We start from the raw sequence: 18,283 nt of genomic DNA on the forward strand, positions 1-18,283 counted from the left end.
TTTTCGTAATCTAACCGTTGAAGATAATATTTTAGCTATGTTAGAAACTACGGATCTTTCTAAAGTAGAACAAAAGGCAACCATGGAGTCTTTATTAGAAGAATTTCATATTACCCATGTACGTGACCGCTTGGGCATTCAGTTGTCTGGTGGTGAGCGACGTCGTGTAGAAATTGCTAGAGCCATTGCTTTAAATCCTAAGTTTATATTACTGGATGAACCTTTTGCAGGGGTTGATCCTATTGCGGTAGCAGATATTCAATCTATTATTCGTCATTTGAAAGATCGAGGGATTGGAGTGCTGATTACAGACCATAATGTACGTGAAACATTAGGGATTGTAGATAAAGCTTACATTTTAAATAGTGGTACGATTTTATTAGAAGGTACAGCCGATGAAGTGGCTACGAGCGATGTGGCTCGTAAGTTTATTTAGGTGATGATTTCCGAATGTAGGAGTGGGTATGAGAATTTTAGATAAATATATATTGAAAGCTTTCATAGGGCCATTTCTGTTTGGGATTTTTGCCTTTACTAGCATTTTTATTGGAACAGGTACGCTATTTCGTATTGCCCAATATATTACAGAATATGGGGCTAGTTTATGGTCTGTGACTAGAGCTTTTTTATTGGCATTACCGAATATTGTAATATTAACCTTTCCTATGTCTGTCCTACTAGGATCGCTTATGACATTTGGTCGATTAAGTGGTAGTAGTGAAATTATCGTGATGCGTGCGGGGGGACAAAACTTTTTACGTTTGGCCACACCTGTATATATCATGGCATTTCTTATTTCTCTTTGCTCTATTGCATTTAATGAATATGTAGTGCCAGCAGCGAACCACGCGTATCAAACGATTATCCGTGAGGAGATTATGAAACGTGCTACTCCACAAACACAGGAACATATTGTATTAAAAACATTAGCGGACAAAAAGATTAACACCTTAATGTATGCAGGTAAATATGATAGCTCTACTAAACTGTTGTCTGATATTACAGTGCAACAATTTACGGATGGACAAGTGACACAAATTGAACGTGCTAAAACTGCGAATTGGAACGGTCAATACTGGATTATGCACGATGGTACTATTTATGATATTAATGCATCTGGTGAGGGTATTGATCGAACTATGAAGTTTGAAGAACAAGTATTGCCAATTACGCAAGATCCAGATAAAATTAGTCGATCTCAACGTAAGCCAGAAGAGATGACCATCAAAGAGATTAGACAGCAAATCAAAGCGATGGAGGCTACTGGTGGTAAAATTACAGAATGGCAAATGGAAATGTATCAACGCTTTACTATTCCTGTAGCAAGCTTTATTTTTGCCTTGGTAGGAGCACCATTAGGTTTACAAAAACAACGGTCTAGCTCTTCTATTGGATTTGGCATTTCTGTGTTAGTTATCTTTATTTATTATGGGGTAATGACATTGTCTGGCGCTCTAGGTAAAGGAGGGGCGTTACCACCAGTATTAGCAGCGTGGATTCCTAATACGTTAGGTGTATTAGCTGGTTTATATTTAAACTGGAGAGTATCTAAATAATAAGATTTTACAGGGGTAGCATTACTAATTTAGTAGGTAATGCTACTCTTTTATATCTTGATTGCAGATGAGTATATGGAGACCTTTTATTGTATAACCATTGTAGTGTACTAGGGATTTTGATATACTAAGTAAAGATATAGGACTAGTATTTTACATTGAGGTATATGACCATGTTAGTAGGACTACGGATTCTCCTTATTATTACCATTATGGGGGGATTAATTGCATTTTTAGGCGATAAAATCGGCACTAAAGTAGGGAAACGGAGGATGAGTTTGTTTGGGTTGCGTCCTAAACATACATCTATTATTGTGACTATTGTAACGGGGATATTCATTTCTGCTGCTACGATAGGCGTGTTGAGTATTGCTTCAAACAATGTACGGACCGCTTTATTTGGTATGGATAAATTGAAAGCTGAAATGGCGCAACTTTCAGCAGATATAGATCAAAAAACGAAGGCATTACAACAAAGTAATGATGAATTGAATCAAAAAAATAAACAATTGCAAAAGGTACAAAGTGATGTACAAGCAACGGAGCAAGAGCTAGAAGAAACTCGCAGCGCTTTATCTAGCATGGGAGATCAATTAGTATCGATTCAAGATGCCTATGCAGAAGCGGAACAAAAACTTGTTAACTCTAATGCAGAAGTAGGACGGTTAGAACAGGTACGTACACAATTGGAAAGCCATGTACAAGATCTACAATTAACTACGAAACAATTAGAAGATGGTATCAATCATGTGCGTGAAGGGAACGTGGTATTCCGTAATGGAGAAGTTTTATCCCAAGCTGTGATTCGACCTGGCTTAGGAGAAGTAGAAAGTATGGCTGCCTTAACAAGCTTCTTGAAAGACACGAATCGTCTTATTTTAAATCGATTCCAAATGGAAGAAGAAAAGACAGTCATTTATGTGAGCAGGGATAACTTAAATGAAGTAGCAAAAGTAGTAGCCTCTACGGATAAACCATTGATGATTCGTGTTACTGCTTCAGCAAATATTATTTATGGAGAACCGGCGCTAGCAGAAATTCATGCATATCCTCATGATATGGTTTTCAAAAAAGATACAGTCCTTTGGTCATCTCTGATAGATGGTGGTAAAAGTGCGCAAGACCAAGTGTTGGCATTTTTAAAAGAAGTCAATGGGGAAGCGAAAAAACACGGTATATTACCAGATCCTATTACAGGTGAAGTCGGTTCTTTACCGGGAAATGAGTTATTTATTACTATTCGTAAAATAGAAAATCAACGTGGCCCCGTACGATTAGAGGCAGTCACAAGAGAAGATACTTTCACTAGTGGACCTGTACAAATAATGTTACGTGTCATTCCAGTGAATCAGTGAGGAGTGGACTATGGTATTGGAACCCTACGTATTGGCAGTTGATCCAGGGCGTGATAAAACAGGCGTTGCCATTCTAACAAAAACAGCTCAATTAGTGATGATGGATATTGTGTCTACTGCATCAGTTCAAAAGGAATTAGAAACTTTGCTGGCTATGTATCCAACAATAACCTATATGGTTTGTGGTAATGGAACGAATCACAAAGTGGTGGGATCCATAGTTAAAACACTTGCAATATCACAAGAAAGAGCATTTGCATTCATGAATGAAAAGTATACCACAGAAGAGGCAAGGCGCCGTTATTTTGAGGTGCATCCACCGACAGGGTGGAAAAAATTAGTGCCTAAAGGCATGTTATATCCTCCAGTTCCGGTCGATGATATTACGGCATGGATTATTGGAGAACGTTGGTTATTAGTTAATGAGGAGTGAGTATCCAAAGGATGAAAGAACATAAAAGCAGAAAACGAAAGATAATGGATATGGTTATGCGATACTTTATGATGATTATTGGAGCGGCCATTTATACCTATGGACTAGATGTATTTTTAGTGCCAAATCACCTTATCGATGGTGGTGTTGTAGGTATTGCCTTGATGGCTAGTAAGTTATCTGGTATATCATTTAGTGTACTCGTTATGTTAATTAATCTACCATTTTTATATGTAGGGTATATGCAAATTGGTAAAAGTTTTACCATATCAACCCTATTTGCTATAGCGTGTATTTCCGTATTTTCTGCTTTCATGCATCAAGTACCTCCTATTGTACATGATCCCTTGTTGGCCTCAGTCTTCGGCGGTATTATTCTGGGGCTTGGAGTAGGTATTATTATACGAAATGGTGGGTCCTTAGATGGCTCTGAAATTGTAGCTATCATTTTTGATAAAAAGAGTTCCTTTTCCGTAGGTGAAATCGTTATGTTCCTGAACTTCTTTATTTTAGGAGCAGCGGGATTTGTATATGATTGGAATAGTGCCATGTATTCCTTGATTGCCTATTTTGTAGCTTACAAAATGATGGACCTAGTTATTACTGGGGTGGAAGAATCTAAAGGAGTTATGGTCATTACTGATAAATCGGAAGAAGTCGCTGATGTAGTGATGCATCGCTTAGGTCGTGGTGTTACTTTATTGTACGGTGAAGGGGCCTATACTAAGACTCCAAAGCGTATTATTTATTGTGTTGTGACGCGATTGGAATTAACAAAATTGAAAGATATTATTTACGAAGTGGATGAGAATGCTTTTATCACCATCAATGATGTACATGATGTATTTGGTGGTCAATTTGGTAAAAAATCAATTCATTAATAGATAATTGTAAGATACGTATCATTGCGTATCCTTAGAATAGGAGGGTCTATGGAAAAAGATACAGCCATAGGAAGTCAAATTTTGAAAGAAGTTCGTGAGTGGTTACAAGCCATTGTTGTAGCTCTTATTGTAGCCATGTTAACGCATATATTTATTGTGCAGCCCACGAGAGTGTCCGGCGAATCTATGGAGGATACTTTACATAATGGGGATTTCCTATTAATTAGTAAATGGTCTCATGTAATGCGAGATGTACCAAACTATGAAGATATCGTTATCATTGATAGTCGTGTGCAACGAGAGCGTTCTTGGAAAGATGATGTGATGGAACCTTTGATGAATTACGCCAGTGTGGTAGTACCATCTTTGCAAGGTCATGATGTATGGGTAAAACGAGTAATTGGTCGCCCTGGTGATACATTAGAATTTAAAGAAGGACATGTTTGGAGAAATGGTACCAAACTAAATGAGCCGTATACTAAAAAAGAGACTATGAAGTTTGAACGCTCCTTACCAATTACTGTTCCAGAAGGACATGTATTTGTCATGGGAGACAATCGTAATCATTCTTCAGATAGTCGGTTCATTGGATTTGTACCAGTAGATCATGTACTTGGTAAATTAGCGTATCATATACGTAATCCATTCTAACAATAATACAATACAATCATTAGGAATCCTGTGCTTTGGCATGGGATTTCCATATATCCTAAGAAAGGTGGAGAGACAGATGGGTGAAGGTTTAATCTTAGTCAATACAGGAGATGGAAAAGGTAAGACAACAGCAGCTTTAGGTGTAGCACTACGCTCAGCTGGATGTGGCAGAAGGGTACTTATTTTACAATTTATCAAAAGTGGTGCTAATTATGGTGAATTAGCAGGTATTGCATTACTACCAACTGTAGAGATTCGATCCATGGGAAAAGGGTTCATCTTTCATAAGCAAGATGAATCAGAAGAAAAAATGAAGGAACATCAACAAGCAGCAAAAGAAGCGTGGGCTATGGTGGAAACAGAAGTGAAGTCTGGTCAATGGGATTTGATTATCCTTGATGAAATCAATTATGCTATTCATTATGGCTTAGTAGATGTAGAGACAGTAGTGAATTTACTCAAAACAAAACCGGAGAAATTAGACATGATTTTAACAGGTCGAAATGCACGCCCAGAGATTATTGAATTGGCGCATACGGTAACGGAAATGAAAGTTATCAAACATGCCTATCAACAAGGGATTAAAGCAAAGCGTGGCATAGAATTTTAACTTTGGTAATCTAAGTATATGGTTGACTACTGGATGTTGCATAAAATAAAAGGGGTATGCAAAAACCACATCGAAAATCTTAAAAATAGTTCTTGCGTAAGTGAAGAAAAACAAGTACAATAATAGTGTACTAATTTAGTGCTTTACATGGAAAGGTTTCCATGTTTGGATATGATATTAATTCAAGGGGGTTATACCTATGGCTATCACAAATTATGTAAAAACAGCTGAATTTGCAACAGAAAAACATGTTCCAGTAATCACAGCACCTGACACTGTTAAAGCTGGCGAACGCGTTGTAATCGAATTAGAAGTGGGTAAAGAAATTGCTCATCCTAACACTGTAGAACATCATATTTCTTGGATCAAATTGTACTATGTAGAAGAAGGTACACAACTTCCTTACGAAGTAGCTCGTCTTGAGTTCAATGTACACGGTGAAGCTCCTACAGGTGCTAACGAAGGTCCTGTACATGCGGAAGCAGCAGGTGTTGTTACTGCATCTTTCAAAAAATCTGGTCGTTTGATTGCAACTTCTTACTGCAACATCCACGGCTTATGGGAATCTGAAAAAGATATCGTAGTAGAAGGCTAATTTTGGATTAGACATCTAACTGAATTGATTATGATAAGGACTGTTACCCCTAGTAAGGGATGACAGTCCTTTATTATTACGTATAGAATTTGTATAGGCATAGACTGTTGTATAATATAGTAAAAATATATATAGAAATATCTACCTTAAAAAGACAAATGTATGATAAAAATAGTAAAATATTACAAAAATCCTTTACTTTAGTAGCGTAGTATGGTAGATTAATATAGATATTATTTTATACTTTGTATCTTATAAATGAGGGATTTCAGTGGCATTAATTGTGAAAAAATTTGGTGGTAGCTCTGTAGCGACACCTGAAAAAATATTTAACATTGTAAATCGCGTGTTGCGCGACAAACAACCAGATGATCGTATTGTGGTTGTTGTTTCAGCTATGGGCGATACAACAGATGACTTGGTGAGGTTGGCGAAAGAAGTCACATCTATGCCGTATGGCCGTGAAATGGACCGTCTTTTGTCCACCGGTGAGCAAGTGACGATTGCATTGATGGCATTAGCATTCCAAGCAAAAGGTCATGCAGCGGTGTCTATGACAGGTGAGCAAGCTGGGATTGCGACTAGCGATACCTTTGGTAAAGCACGTATTTTAGATATTGAACCGAAACGTGTGCTAGATGCTTTAGAAGCGGGTAACATTGTGGTTGTGGCGGGTTTCCAAGGCATGACGGAAGCTGGGGACATTACTACATTGGGTCGTGGCGGTTCTGATACAACAGCCGTAGCATTAGCAGGCGCTATGAAAGCCGATGTATGTGAAATCTTTACAGATGTAGATGGGGTATACTCCACAGATCCACGAGTGGCACCAGGAGCCGTGAAATTGAAAGAAATCACCTATGGTGAAATGCTAGAAATGGCCCGCTTAGGAGCAGGGGTTATGCAACCAAGAGCGGTCGAGATGGGACATCGGTATGGGGTGCCAATTCATGTACGATCTACTTTCAGTGATGAAGAAGGCACGATAATTCGAGAGGAGTATACAATGAAAGCAAATCAATACGCTATTACAGGCGTTGCAGATGATACAAATGTAGCAAAAGTAAGTCTTGTAGGTGTAGAAAATGTACCGGGTGTGGCGCATCAAGTATTCCAAGCGTTGGCAAATAAGAGCATTGATGTAGACATGATCGTACAAAGTATTCGCACTACAGATGACAAGCGCACGGATATCGTGTTTACCATTACACGTGATGATGTAAATTTAGCGAAACAAGTACTTGAAGAGCTTGGTCAATCCATGTCTATCGAAGAATGTGTCATTAATGAAAATATGGCAAAAGTTTCCATCATCGGCGCTGGTATGTTGGGACAACCAGGTGTAGCAGCAAAAATGTTTGGTATTTTATCTGATGAAGGTGTGAATATCGAGATTATCAGTACATCTGAAATCAGTATTTCCTGCCTTATCGGAGAGGAACATATTAAAACAGCTGTACGAGCTATTCACGATAAATTAATTTTAGACGGCAGAGGTTAAGTAACAATTAGAAAAGAAGGTATAGGAATGAATGATAAGAAAAAGGAACGGTATATACAACTAGGGTTGTTAAGCGGATTAGTAGCACTGGGTCTTCTAGTGTACGTCCTTGTTCCAGGTTTCTATGATGATATGTGGGAATTAATCCTTTCTGGTGATGTACAACGCATGGCAGAGGTATTACAATCCTATGGGCCATGGGCCATGGTGATAAGCTTTGCTCTGGATGTGCTCATCAATGCATTGGGATTTTTACCATCCATCTTCTTTTCTACAGCCAATGGCTTGCTATTTGGTGTGGTGCCGGGGATTATTATTTCTTGGTTAGCAGAGACTGTAGGTGTGGTGCTTAGTTTTATGATTATGCGCTACATTTTACGAGATACGGCACATAAGGTCATCGAAAAGAGCGAGTTTTTACTGAAAGTAGATGACTTTAGCGGTAAAAATGGTTTAGTTATGATGCTCTTTGCTAGATCTATTCCATATTTTCCAAGTGGAATCATCACAGCCTTAGGAGCCATTAGTCAAATCTCCTTACGGGATTACATCATTGCGAACTTGATTGGTAAGTTTCCATCTACCGCACTAGAAGTGATTGTGGGTCATGATACGGTGCTGTTACAAGATAATCTAGGACGATTGGCAGTAGTGGTGCTCATTGCTACGGTTATCTATTTCCTGTTGTGGAAAGGATACCAACGGTGGGCTAAACAGCGGTAATATAAAATGATGCCTCCTACTATTTGTAGGATTGGTGTATCTCACTGTTTGAGACAGTGAGGTATTTACTAGGACAATCTATGATCTTAATATACGAGTAAATATATAAAAAGGAACGTTGATACTGTTTGATCAACGTTCCTTTTTTCGGTCTTATGATACTTTGTTTAGTCGTTAGTATAACGTAATATGATTTATGTATGGTATCGTGCTTTAAAAGAAGGATAATAAAAAACTCAATTCTTAATGAATTGAGTTAAGTACCCACAGCGGGTGCCCCAAGGGCGATGAAAATAAATTCGTATTTGAACTTGTAGTGTGATTCTGTAAATGTCTCAGCTCCTTGAGACACCTTTATTGTATACAGAAAAAGATATGGAGTCAAGGATTTTTTAGTAGTATAATGAAGTTAAATAATATATGGCAATATTCATTTTAAGGTATGGTAATGAATACTTACAGTTGTATTGTGTGAGGCCGGTTATGTTGTATGGAAAAGGAGAAGTACAATGAGTGATTTTGACAAATACAAGGATCAGATTTGCACGCATAAAGGTTTCAAAAGAGGAAATTATTTTATTGGTTTCGATATTGGTACAAACTCTGTTGGTTGGGCTGTGACAAATGAGCAATATGAGTTGTTGAAATTTAAATCTCATAAAATGTGGGGATCTAGACTGTTTGCAGAGGCACAAACAGCTGTTGATACACGTATGAAGCGGTCTGCTCGTCGTCGTCTGCAACGTCGTAAATTTCGCTTGTTACTATTAGAAGAATTATTTGCTAAGGCTATCAATGCTGCGGATGATACTTTTTTTCTTCGACTTCATGAATCGAAATATCATGTAGAAGATAAAACAAATCCAGTGAAATATACACTGTTCATGGACAAAGATTACACAGATATTGATTACTACAAGGAATTTCCTACTATCTATCATTTGCGTCATCATTTGATGACCTCTGGTACAAAAGACATTCGTTTGTTATTCTTGGGGATTCATCATATCTTAAAATATAGAGGGAATTTCTTGTATGGTAGAAAAGAGTTTTCTATTGATGGAGAGATGTATTCGGTCCTTAGATCTACTTTAGAAGAACTAGATTTTGGAAGCTATGTGGAGGATGCAAGTGTGCTCCAGTCTATAGCCAATTTAGTGCTAGATAGAGGTATTGTACGAGGTGAAAAGGTAAAGCAGATAGAGCCATTGATTACACAAGGAAAAAACTATCCAGTGTAGAAAAAATAGGTTAAAAGCTTGGGCTTATCTCATTATGGGCTTTAAAGCTAATTTGGTCAATCTATTTACAGATGAGGATATAGAAGTAATACTTCCAGAAGAAAAAGAATTTAAGAGTATTAATTTACATGAAGGTATCTATGAGGATGTACGGGATGCTTATGAAGATGCTTGGGGTGACCGATTTGCTATTGTCGATCAATGTAAGGTTTTACACGATATCATTGTGATTAGCTCTATTATAAAGCCTGGACAATCTTTGTCAGAGGCAAAAATAGAATCCTATAATCAACATAAAGAAGATCTAGTGCTTTTAAAATCTGTGCTGAAAGAAGACAGAAAACTATATGATGATATGTTTGTTGTGGATACAGATAAAGGTACGAATTATGTTAAATATACTAAGCAAGGCGTGAATGGTAATACTTCTGCAACACAAGAAGAGTTTTATAAGTATGTTAGAAAAGTAGTCTCTGTATTACCAGAAACAGAACATACAAGACGTATAGTACAGAAACTAGAAGAAGGAACATTTTTACCACTTCAACGAATCAGTAAAAATGGAGTAGTACCTTATCAATTACACAAAGAAGAACTAGTACGCATCTTAGACAAGGCTACGGTGAATTTTCCATTTTTAAATAAAGTGGAAAATGGATTGACGGTAGCGGATAAAATTATATCTATCTTAGAATTTAAAATCCCGTATTATGTGGGGCCATTGAATCCAACACACTCCATTGAAAATGGTGGTTTTGCTTGGGTTGTCCGTAAAGAAGCAGGACAAGTATTGCCATGGAACTTTGAACAAAAAGTTGACGTCCAAGCATCGGCGGTTAAATTCATTGAAAACTTAACTAACAAATGTACTTATTTAATCGACCAAGATGTGTTACCTAAATATTCCTTGCTCTATGCGGAGTTTTCGTTGCTGAATGAATTGAACAATATTCGTGTCAACGATAAACCACTACCTGCAGATGTGAAACAAGCATTTATCCGAGACCATTTTATATCCTTGCAAGATAGTAAAACAGCTACGAAAAAAGTGGTGGCAAAATATTTAGTAGATAATAACTATGTGTCACAACCGCCTATCATCACAGGCATGGACCAACAGATTGCTACGAAGTTAACATCCCACAGAGATATGACTCGTATCCTAGGGGAACATTTTGACCATGCCATGGCAGAAGATATCATTCGATATATCACTATCTTTGGTGAAAGTAAAGATATGTTGCGACAAGTGTTGAAAAACTATTATGGAGATCGTCTTACTACAGAACAAATTAAAAAATTAGGGAAACTTACCTATACAGGTTGGGGTAGATTGTCTAAAAAATTCTTGTCCGATATTTGGGGTATGAAAAAGAATGATGACGATGCAGAAGCAGGTACTATCATTGAGCATATGCGTGAGGGGCAGGAAAATTTGATGCAACTATTGAGCTCTTCTTATTCTTTCATTGATGTGGTCCAAGAATATGTGACAAACGTATTGGGGGAGAAAGAAAAGACAGCATTTGAAATGTTAGAAGATTTATCCTTATCGCCGATGGTAAAACGTAGCGTATGGCAAACATTGCGCATCCTTGATGAGATCGTATCTATACGTAAAGAACTACCAAAGAAAATATTTGTAGAAGTAGCTCGCACAAATAAAGCGGATAAAAAACGGACTCAGTCTAGAAAAGCACTGTTGGAAGAGTTATATAAACAAATTAAAGATGAAGATGTACATGTTTTGCAACAAGAATTGGAATCTAAAGAAGATTCTGCTCTGAATAGTAAAAAGCTATACTTATACTTTACACAAATGGGGCGGTGTATGTATTCTGGCCGTAGAATCGATATTCATGAATTGTTTACAGATAAGTATGATATCGACCATATATATCCACGTAGCTTAACAAAGGATGACAGTTGGCATAATATTGTGTTAGTGGAAAAACAATTAAATGCAGAGAAAACAGACCGGTTTCCAATTTTATCGGCTATTCAATCTAAGCAAAAAGGATTTTGGAAATTATTATGGGATAGGGGATTTATTTCCGAAAAGAAATATGATCGTTTAGTTCGTACAACAGACTTAACCGATGAGGAACTCAATCAGTTTATCAATCGTCAGATGGTATCTACGAATCAGTCTGTTAAGGCGGTTACTACTTTATTACATCAACTGTATCCAGAGACAGAAGTAGTATTTTCTAAAGCAGAAAATGTATCTGATTTTAGGCACGATTATGACTTTGTAAAAGTGCGCTCTATTAATCACCATCATCATGCAAAAGATGCATACCTAAATATCGTAGTAGGCAATGTGTATCATGAAAAGTTTACGAAAAACTTTTTATCCTTTGCTAAACAAAAAGGGACACGTCGTACCTATAATTTAACAAAAATATTTGAATATGAAATTAAATTAACAGAAGAATCTAAGAAGGTGATCTGGGATCCTAATATTCATATGGACATAGTGAAAAAGATGATGAAAAGTAATGATGTACGTGTTACACAACGGGCGGTACCTCAAAAAGGTGGTCTATCTGATGAAACTATATATAAAAAAGGAATCGCTAAACGTGGTGTATATCTGCCATTGAAATCATCTGATGAACGTGTAAGAGATGTGGAAAAATATGGCGGAAGAACATCGATTACCATTTCTGAATATATTATTTTGAATATCAGGGATACTTCGGACCAAGATCGAATTGAAATATTTTCCTTACCACTTTATATAGCAGGTAAGAAAGATATTCATAAGGCAATAGAAGAGGCATATTTATCTACATGTAAAAAACCTGCGTCAGTGGTAGATATCCAAATACTATATCGAGGACTATATATTGGTAGTAAAGTAAATATTAATGGTTTTACTTATTATATGGGTGGTAAAACAGGCTCTAATGTTTCTATCGATAGTGCGGTTGATGTGGTAATGGATATAACATCGAGTGTATATATTAAATTGCTAGAAAAAGTAGCTATTAAAAAGATAGAAAACCCAAAAACATTCCGTATTGAGAATATAAAAACATCTTATAATCATAAAGAGGTTACAGTTAGTAAAGAACAAAATATTGCCCTATATCAAGAGTTGTTAAAAAAACTTGATACTCCTCTATTTTCTAAGATGAAAGGAAATAAATTAGAAGAGTTTCGAACAGTTGGCTTTGATACATTCATAGCATTATCTTTAGAGGAACAAGCTAGTGTGCTATTGGAAGTGTTGAATGTGTTAACGAACTTTAAAACAAAACGAGATATTACAAAAATTGGCATGACTAGTTCTCGTTCTACACTAGGGATTAATATATCTAATACGGAACAATTTAGCGTTATTACAACCTCTATCACAGGCTTATATGAACAAGAAATTAAAATAAAATAGGAGACACTATGAGTTGGCGCACGGTAGTTATCACTAAGCAGTCAAAACTTGATTTTAAGATGAATTATATGATTGTTCGGCAGGGATTCGATGTAAAGAAAGTGTTTATTGATGAGATTTACATGGTGATTATTGAATCTACGGCAGTTAGTTTAACTGCGGTGCTTCTCAATGCATTAGTAAAAGCTAAAGTTAAAATAGTTTTTTGCGATGAAAAGAGGAATCCTAGTAGTGAAGTAATGCCATTATATGGTTGTCATAATACAAGTAAACGATGCCGCGAACAAGCTAACTGGGATGATGAAATTAAGGGGCATATTTGGAGTCGTATCGTAGCTGAGAAGATTCATAATCAAGCCCGTGTGCTTGAAAAGAATGGGCATACTAATGAAACCAATATGCTATATGGCTATATTGATGGTATATGCTTTAATGACATAACTCAGAGAGAAGGACATGCAGCGAAAGTATATTTTAATAGCTTGTTTGGCAGTACTTTTACAAGAGAGCAAGAAAACCCTATTAATGCTGGATTGGATTATGGGTACACTATATTTTTATCTGCTGTTAATCGTGAGATTGTTAGAAATGGATATATAACACAACTGGGAATTAATCATCGAAATCAATTTAATTCTTACAATTTAGGGTCAGACCTAGTAGAGGTATTACGAGTATTTGTGGATAACAAAATAGTCGACTTAGCCCCTAAGGCGTTTGGAAAGGAAGAAAAACTTAGTCTAGTGAGTTTACTAGCTTTAGATGTAAAAGTAGAAGGTACTAGCTTTATTTTAAAAGATGCCATAGGAATCTATTGCAAAAGTGTATTGGATGCACTGACATATAAGGACCCAGATTTAATTAGGTTTATTACATATGAGCTATAGATTTATGAGAGTATTCGTAATGTTTGATTTACCGACAGAAACATCGGTTCATAGGAAAGCCTATCGTGATTTTAGGAAATATTTACTAGTAAATGGATTTATTATGCTACAAGAATCGGTGTATGTGAAGTTGGTATTAAATACAACAAGTGTTAAATTGCTGGAAAAACAACTTCGAGAACATAAACCAGCAGATGGAAATATTTGTTTATTAACCGTAACTGAAAAGCAATATTCTAAAATGGAAATATTGATAGGAGAAACACAGTCTGAAGTGTTAGATACAACAGAAAGAGTGATAGTCCTATGAAGCTATTTTATCAGGATTCAACCATTGAGATAGACTTGAATAGTACAAAAGTTAACTATTTATGTATTGAAAAGCATAGTGTTTTTCGACATATGATTCTAGAATTATATGAGCAATATAATGGGGGAGAAGGACCTTGGATATATAATGTGAATGCTGAAAGGATAGCAATTGATAAGTCTTTTCATATTATCATGAACCCCATTCAAGTAGATGTAAATAGTAAAACAATCTTAACAAAGTTGAATGCTAATTTAGTGAAAGAAAGTAATTTGATGATGGAAGATTTGCACGATGTAGTATGTAAGCTGCATCAGTTCTTCTATAAATTAGAGTTTGGAGCCAACATTGCACTTGAACATAAAGAAGAAATTGTAGCAGCGGATCTTATTAAGTTAGGAGGATTTAAAATACATGAAAGTGATACAGATACAGTGGCTCGTTTAATAGACTACATTGATATTGTTCATGAATTATTAGATCCAGATTTATTTGTAATTATGAATATAGATTTGTATTTAGACCTAGAGGAATTAGATCAATTTTTTAATACTATATTAGCTAAACAGCTATGTTTTCTATGTATATCTTCAGGTTCATATGGACTACAAGATATTGATAAATCCTTAATTAACGGATATACTTTAGATAATGACTTCTGTTTGATTTAACGGTATTTACAGGATTACACTTGGTGGTGACTGGACAAGCTTTGGAGCCCTGAACTTGTATTTGGGGTTTGAGAGTAGTGTGATTCTGTAAATGTCTCAAACTAAAACAACCAGTTAGAATTACGGAACACTGTTTGAGAGTAGTGTGATTCTGTAAATGTCTCAAACAGGATGCCGTAGGTGAAACGGAAGACGTACGTTTGAGAGTAGTGTGATTCTGTAAATGTCTCAAACATTCCAATTAGAATGCACACCCACGTTATAGTTTGAGAGTAGTGTGATTCTGTAAATGTCTCAAACTTGCGTGCAAAATGTATTGTTAGATGCATTGTTTGAGAGTAGTGTGATTCTGTAAATGTCTCAAACTACATCGGCTAAGACTAAATCAGGTATCCGGTTTGAGAGTAGTGTGATTCTGTAAATGTCTCAAACTGCTGCTGGGTTTGAGAACCCGTACTACATGTTTGAGAGTAGTGTGATTCTGTAAATGTCTCAAACAGGAGGTGAAACCGTTGAAACGGTATAGGAGTTTGATAGTAGTGTGATTCTGTAAATGTCTCAAACAATTGTATAAGAGAAGAAACAATGCATGCGGTTTGAGAGTAGTGTGATTCTGTAAATGTCTCAAACTAACGCCTTTTTTCCCATGGCATACAAGTTGTTTGAGAGTAGTGTGATTCTGTAAATGTCTCAAACTTAGATGAACAGATAAAGGCTCTAAAAACCGTTTGAGAGTAGTGTGATTCTGTAAATGTCTCAAACATCACTTAATGATTATACATACGCTTATAAGTTTGAGAGTAGTGTGATTCTGTAAATGTCTCAAACGGAAGAAGATTTAAATAATCCAGAGTTATTGTTTGAGAGTAGTGTGATTCTATAAATTTTTCAAGCTAAAATTTCTAGGGTATAGCCATATTCTTTACTTATAAGTAATTAAATGTTAATAATAAGTATCAACTATTTTCAAAAATATGATATACTATCAGTAGCTGATATATATTTTCAAAAGGTATCAACTAAATACATATAAAGTTTACATACCTTGCGATATAGTAAGGTTTAAAACTTTAGCTGAAAGTGTGGTTTGAGAGTAGTGTGATTCTGTAAATGTCTCAATCTCTTAATTATGTGGGTAACCACATGTAACTTGTGCATGTATAAAGGTTAAATTAATAGTATGTTTATAATAGGAAGAATGCCAAACATGTTTTTTATGAAAATGATACGTTTGAATATATGAGAGGCTAGATTAGACTGGGATTACACAGTCTAATCTTTTTTTTATAAACTTTCATGAACCATTATCAGTAAATTGTATTTCCCTCTCCACTCGTGTATAATAACAACTATAAAGATTTTTAAGGATAAAGAATTAAACAGGAGGCATGGAATGAATCGATTCCAAATGGAACTTGCTGGTCGCACGTTATCAATCGAAACTGGCGAGTTAGCAAAACAAGCAAGTGGTTCTGCATTAGTACAATATGGTGATACGGTTGTATTGGTTACAGCAACGGCATCTAAAGAGGCAAAAGATATTGACTTTTTCCCATTAACAGTAGATTACGAAGAAAAAATGTATGCTGTTGGTAGATTCCCAGGTGGTTTTATTAAACGTGAAGCACGTCCACCAGAGTCTGCTATTTTGAATAGCCGTTTGATTGACCGCCCAATTCGTCCTTTGTTCGATAAAGGTAGCCGTAATGAAGTACATGTAGTAGCTACTGTATTATCTGTTGATCATGACCATGCACCTGAAATCTGTGCATTGATTGGTGCTTCTGCAGCATTATCCATTTCCGATATTCCATGGGCAGGTCCTATCGCTGGTGTGCGCATGGGTCTTGTAGATGGCAATATTGTGGTGAACCCAACTAAAGCACAATTAGAAGCAACTACATTAAATATGGTAGTAGCGGGTACGAAAGACGCGATTTTGATGGTAGAAGGGGAAGCCAACGAAATTCCTGAAGACATCATCTTAGAAGTGATCATGAGGGCTCACGAAGAAATCAAAAACATCGTAGCTTTCCAAGAAACTATGGTAGCTGAAATTGGTCATGCAAAACGCACATTCCCAATTAAAGAAGTAGACCCAGTGGTAGCAGAAGCAGTTCGTGCCTATGCACATGACAAATTAGATGCAGCTGTACGCTGTGCAGATAAAGTGCAGCGGGAAGAGCAACAACAAGCTGTGTTCGAAGAAGTGTTGGCTCATTTTGAGGAACAATTCCCAGAGCAAGCAGGCGATATCTATGCTACATTAGAAAAAATGGTGAAAGAAATTGTACGTCATATGATTACGGTAGAAAAAATTCGTCCAGATGGCCGTCAATTAGATGAAGTTCGACCTATTTCTTGTCGCGTTAACGCCTTGCCACGTACGCATGGTTCTGGCTTATTTACACGTGGTCAAACACAAGTATTAAATATCTGTACCTTGGCTCCATTGTCTGAAAAACAAACCATCGATGGCATTGGATTAGATACAGAAAAACGATACATTCACCATTACAATTTCCCATCTTTCTCCGTAGGGGAAACTCGTTCCTCTCGTGGTCCTGGACGTCGTGAAATTGGTCATGGTGCCTTAGCTGAAAGAGCGTTACTAGCCGTACTTCCAACAGAAGAAGAATTCCCATATGCGATGCGCTTAGTATCTGAAGTGTTAGAATCCAATGGTTCTAGCTCCATGGCCAGCGTATGTGGTTCCACTTTATCCTTGATGGATGCAGGGGTGCCAATCAAAGCACCAGTAGCTGGTGTTGCGATGGGTCTTGTGACACAAGATGAACATTACACGATCCTAACAGATATCCAAGGTATGGAAGATGCCCTAGGCGACATGGACTTCAAAGTAGCAGGTACTACAAAAGGTGTGACTGCGATTCAAATGGATATTAAAATTTCTGGTCTATCTCGTGAAATTTTAGAAGAAGCATTAGCACAAGCTCACAAAGGTCGTATGCACATCATGGGTAAAATGATGGAAGCTATCCAAGCACCACGTGAAGAAATGTCTAAATGGGCTCCTCGCATTGTAACGATGAAAATTGATCCAGATAAAATCCGTGATGTTATCGGTACAGGCGGTAAAGTCATCCGTGGCATTATTGAAGAAACTGGTGCTAAAATTGACATCGAAGATGATGGCACAATCTCCATTGCTGCAGTAGAAGCGGAAGCAGCTGAAAAAGCAATCCAAATCATTACGAACTTGACAAAAGAAGTGGAAGCAGGCGAAGTGTACATGGGTAAAGTCACTCGTTTGATGAACTTCGGTGCTTTCGTAGAAGTATTGCCAGGTAAAGAAGGTTTGGTTCATATTTCTCAATTAGCAAGAGAACGTGTGGAAAAAGTAGAAGATGTAGTGAATGTAGGCGATGAAATTATGGTCAAAGTTATCGAAATCGATGACAAAGGTCGTATTAACTTGTCTCGCAAAGAGCTATTGAAATAATCG

General features: G+C 36.7%; 15 protein-coding genes, 1 pseudogene and 1 CRISPR repeat array. All 16 genes and pseudogenes read left to right on the forward strand.

All coding sequences use genetic code 11. The annotated features are described in order from the left end of the window. A pseudogene (locus HMPREF9200_RS01455) lies at positions 1-456 on the forward strand (ABC transporter ATP-binding protein); the annotation flags it as partial. 8 nt (positions 457-464) lie between these two features. Further along, positions 465-1,556, forward strand: a complete 1,092-nt coding sequence (locus HMPREF9200_RS01460) for an LptF/LptG family permease (RefSeq protein ID WP_009353054.1) — start codon at positions 465-467, stop codon at positions 1,554-1,556. Positions 1,557-1,729: 173 nt separating this feature from the next. Beyond that, positions 1,730-2,911, forward strand: coding sequence for a DUF3084 domain-containing protein (locus HMPREF9200_RS01465; RefSeq protein WP_009353051.1), 1,182 nt, complete (start codon positions 1,730-1,732; stop codon positions 2,909-2,911). Between the two features lie 10 nt (positions 2,912-2,921). Next, positions 2,922-3,344, forward strand: a complete 423-nt coding sequence (locus HMPREF9200_RS01470) for a hypothetical protein (RefSeq protein ID WP_009353046.1) — start codon at positions 2,922-2,924, stop codon at positions 3,342-3,344. A gap of 44 nt (positions 3,345-3,388) precedes the next feature. Beyond that, entirely contained in the window at positions 3,389-4,225 is an 837-nt protein-coding gene (locus HMPREF9200_RS01475) for a YitT family protein (RefSeq protein ID WP_038144435.1), read from the forward strand. A gap of 51 nt (positions 4,226-4,276) precedes the next feature. Further along, positions 4,277-4,879: a signal peptidase I gene (lepB, locus tag HMPREF9200_RS01480; protein WP_009353044.1), complete on the forward strand. Its 603-nt coding sequence runs from the start codon at positions 4,277-4,279 to the stop codon at positions 4,877-4,879. A gap of 79 nt (positions 4,880-4,958) precedes the next feature. Then, entirely contained in the window at positions 4,959-5,492 is a 534-nt protein-coding gene (gene cobO, locus HMPREF9200_RS01485) for a cob(I)yrinic acid a,c-diamide adenosyltransferase (RefSeq protein ID WP_009353048.1), read from the forward strand. 199 nt (positions 5,493-5,691) lie between these two features. After that, positions 5,692-6,087: a class II SORL domain-containing protein gene (locus HMPREF9200_RS01490; RefSeq protein ID WP_009353050.1), complete on the forward strand. Its 396-nt coding sequence runs from the start codon at positions 5,692-5,694 to the stop codon at positions 6,085-6,087. 271 nt (positions 6,088-6,358) lie between these two features. Then, on the forward strand, positions 6,359-7,588 hold the full coding sequence (locus tag HMPREF9200_RS01495; protein WP_009353040.1) for an aspartate kinase: 1,230 nt from the start codon (positions 6,359-6,361) through the stop codon (positions 7,586-7,588). 27 nt (positions 7,589-7,615) lie between these two features. Next, the gene (locus HMPREF9200_RS01500; protein WP_009353030.1) at positions 7,616-8,311 is read left to right on the forward strand and encodes a TVP38/TMEM64 family protein; all 696 of its coding nucleotides are present in this window, start codon (positions 7,616-7,618) and stop codon (positions 8,309-8,311) included. Between the two features lie 509 nt (positions 8,312-8,820). Next, positions 8,821-9,552, forward strand: a complete 732-nt coding sequence (gene cas9, locus HMPREF9200_RS08915) for a type II CRISPR RNA-guided endonuclease Cas9 (protein ID WP_009353032.1) — start codon at positions 8,821-8,823, stop codon at positions 9,550-9,552. Between the two features lie 34 nt (positions 9,553-9,586). Beyond that, on the forward strand, positions 9,587-12,949 hold the full coding sequence (cas9, locus tag HMPREF9200_RS01505) for a type II CRISPR RNA-guided endonuclease Cas9 (protein WP_009353052.1): 3,363 nt from the start codon (positions 9,587-9,589) through the stop codon (positions 12,947-12,949). Between the two features lie 8 nt (positions 12,950-12,957). Beyond that, positions 12,958-13,836 carry a type II CRISPR-associated endonuclease Cas1 gene (cas1, locus tag HMPREF9200_RS01510; protein ID WP_009353029.1) on the forward strand — a complete coding sequence of 293 codons (879 nt, stop codon included), beginning with the start codon at positions 12,958-12,960 and terminating at the stop codon, positions 13,834-13,836. A gap of 4 nt (positions 13,837-13,840) precedes the next feature. After that, on the forward strand, positions 13,841-14,146 hold the full coding sequence (gene cas2, locus HMPREF9200_RS01515; protein WP_038144438.1) for a CRISPR-associated endonuclease Cas2: 306 nt from the start codon (positions 13,841-13,843) through the stop codon (positions 14,144-14,146). Further along, positions 14,143-14,817, forward strand: a complete 675-nt coding sequence (gene csn2, locus HMPREF9200_RS01520) for a type II-A CRISPR-associated protein Csn2 (RefSeq protein ID WP_009353043.1) — start codon at positions 14,143-14,145, stop codon at positions 14,815-14,817. Before cas2 ends, csn2 begins: the two co-directional genes overlap by 4 nt. 66 nt (positions 14,818-14,883) lie before the next feature. Then, a CRISPR array of direct repeats spans positions 14,884-15,711; the repeat unit is 36 nt; unit sequence GTTTGAGAGTAGTGTGATTCTGTAAATGTCTCAAAC. Between the two features lie 499 nt (positions 15,712-16,210). Next, positions 16,211-18,280 (forward strand): polyribonucleotide nucleotidyltransferase, encoded by a 2,070-nt coding sequence (locus HMPREF9200_RS01525; RefSeq protein WP_009353039.1) that lies wholly within the window; start codon positions 16,211-16,213, stop codon positions 18,278-18,280. The last annotated feature ends 3 nt before the right edge of the window (positions 18,281-18,283 follow it).

The organism is Veillonella sp. oral taxon 780 str. F0422 (genome assembly GCF_000221605.1).
GTDB lineage: Bacteria > Bacillota > Negativicutes > Veillonellales > Veillonellaceae > F0422.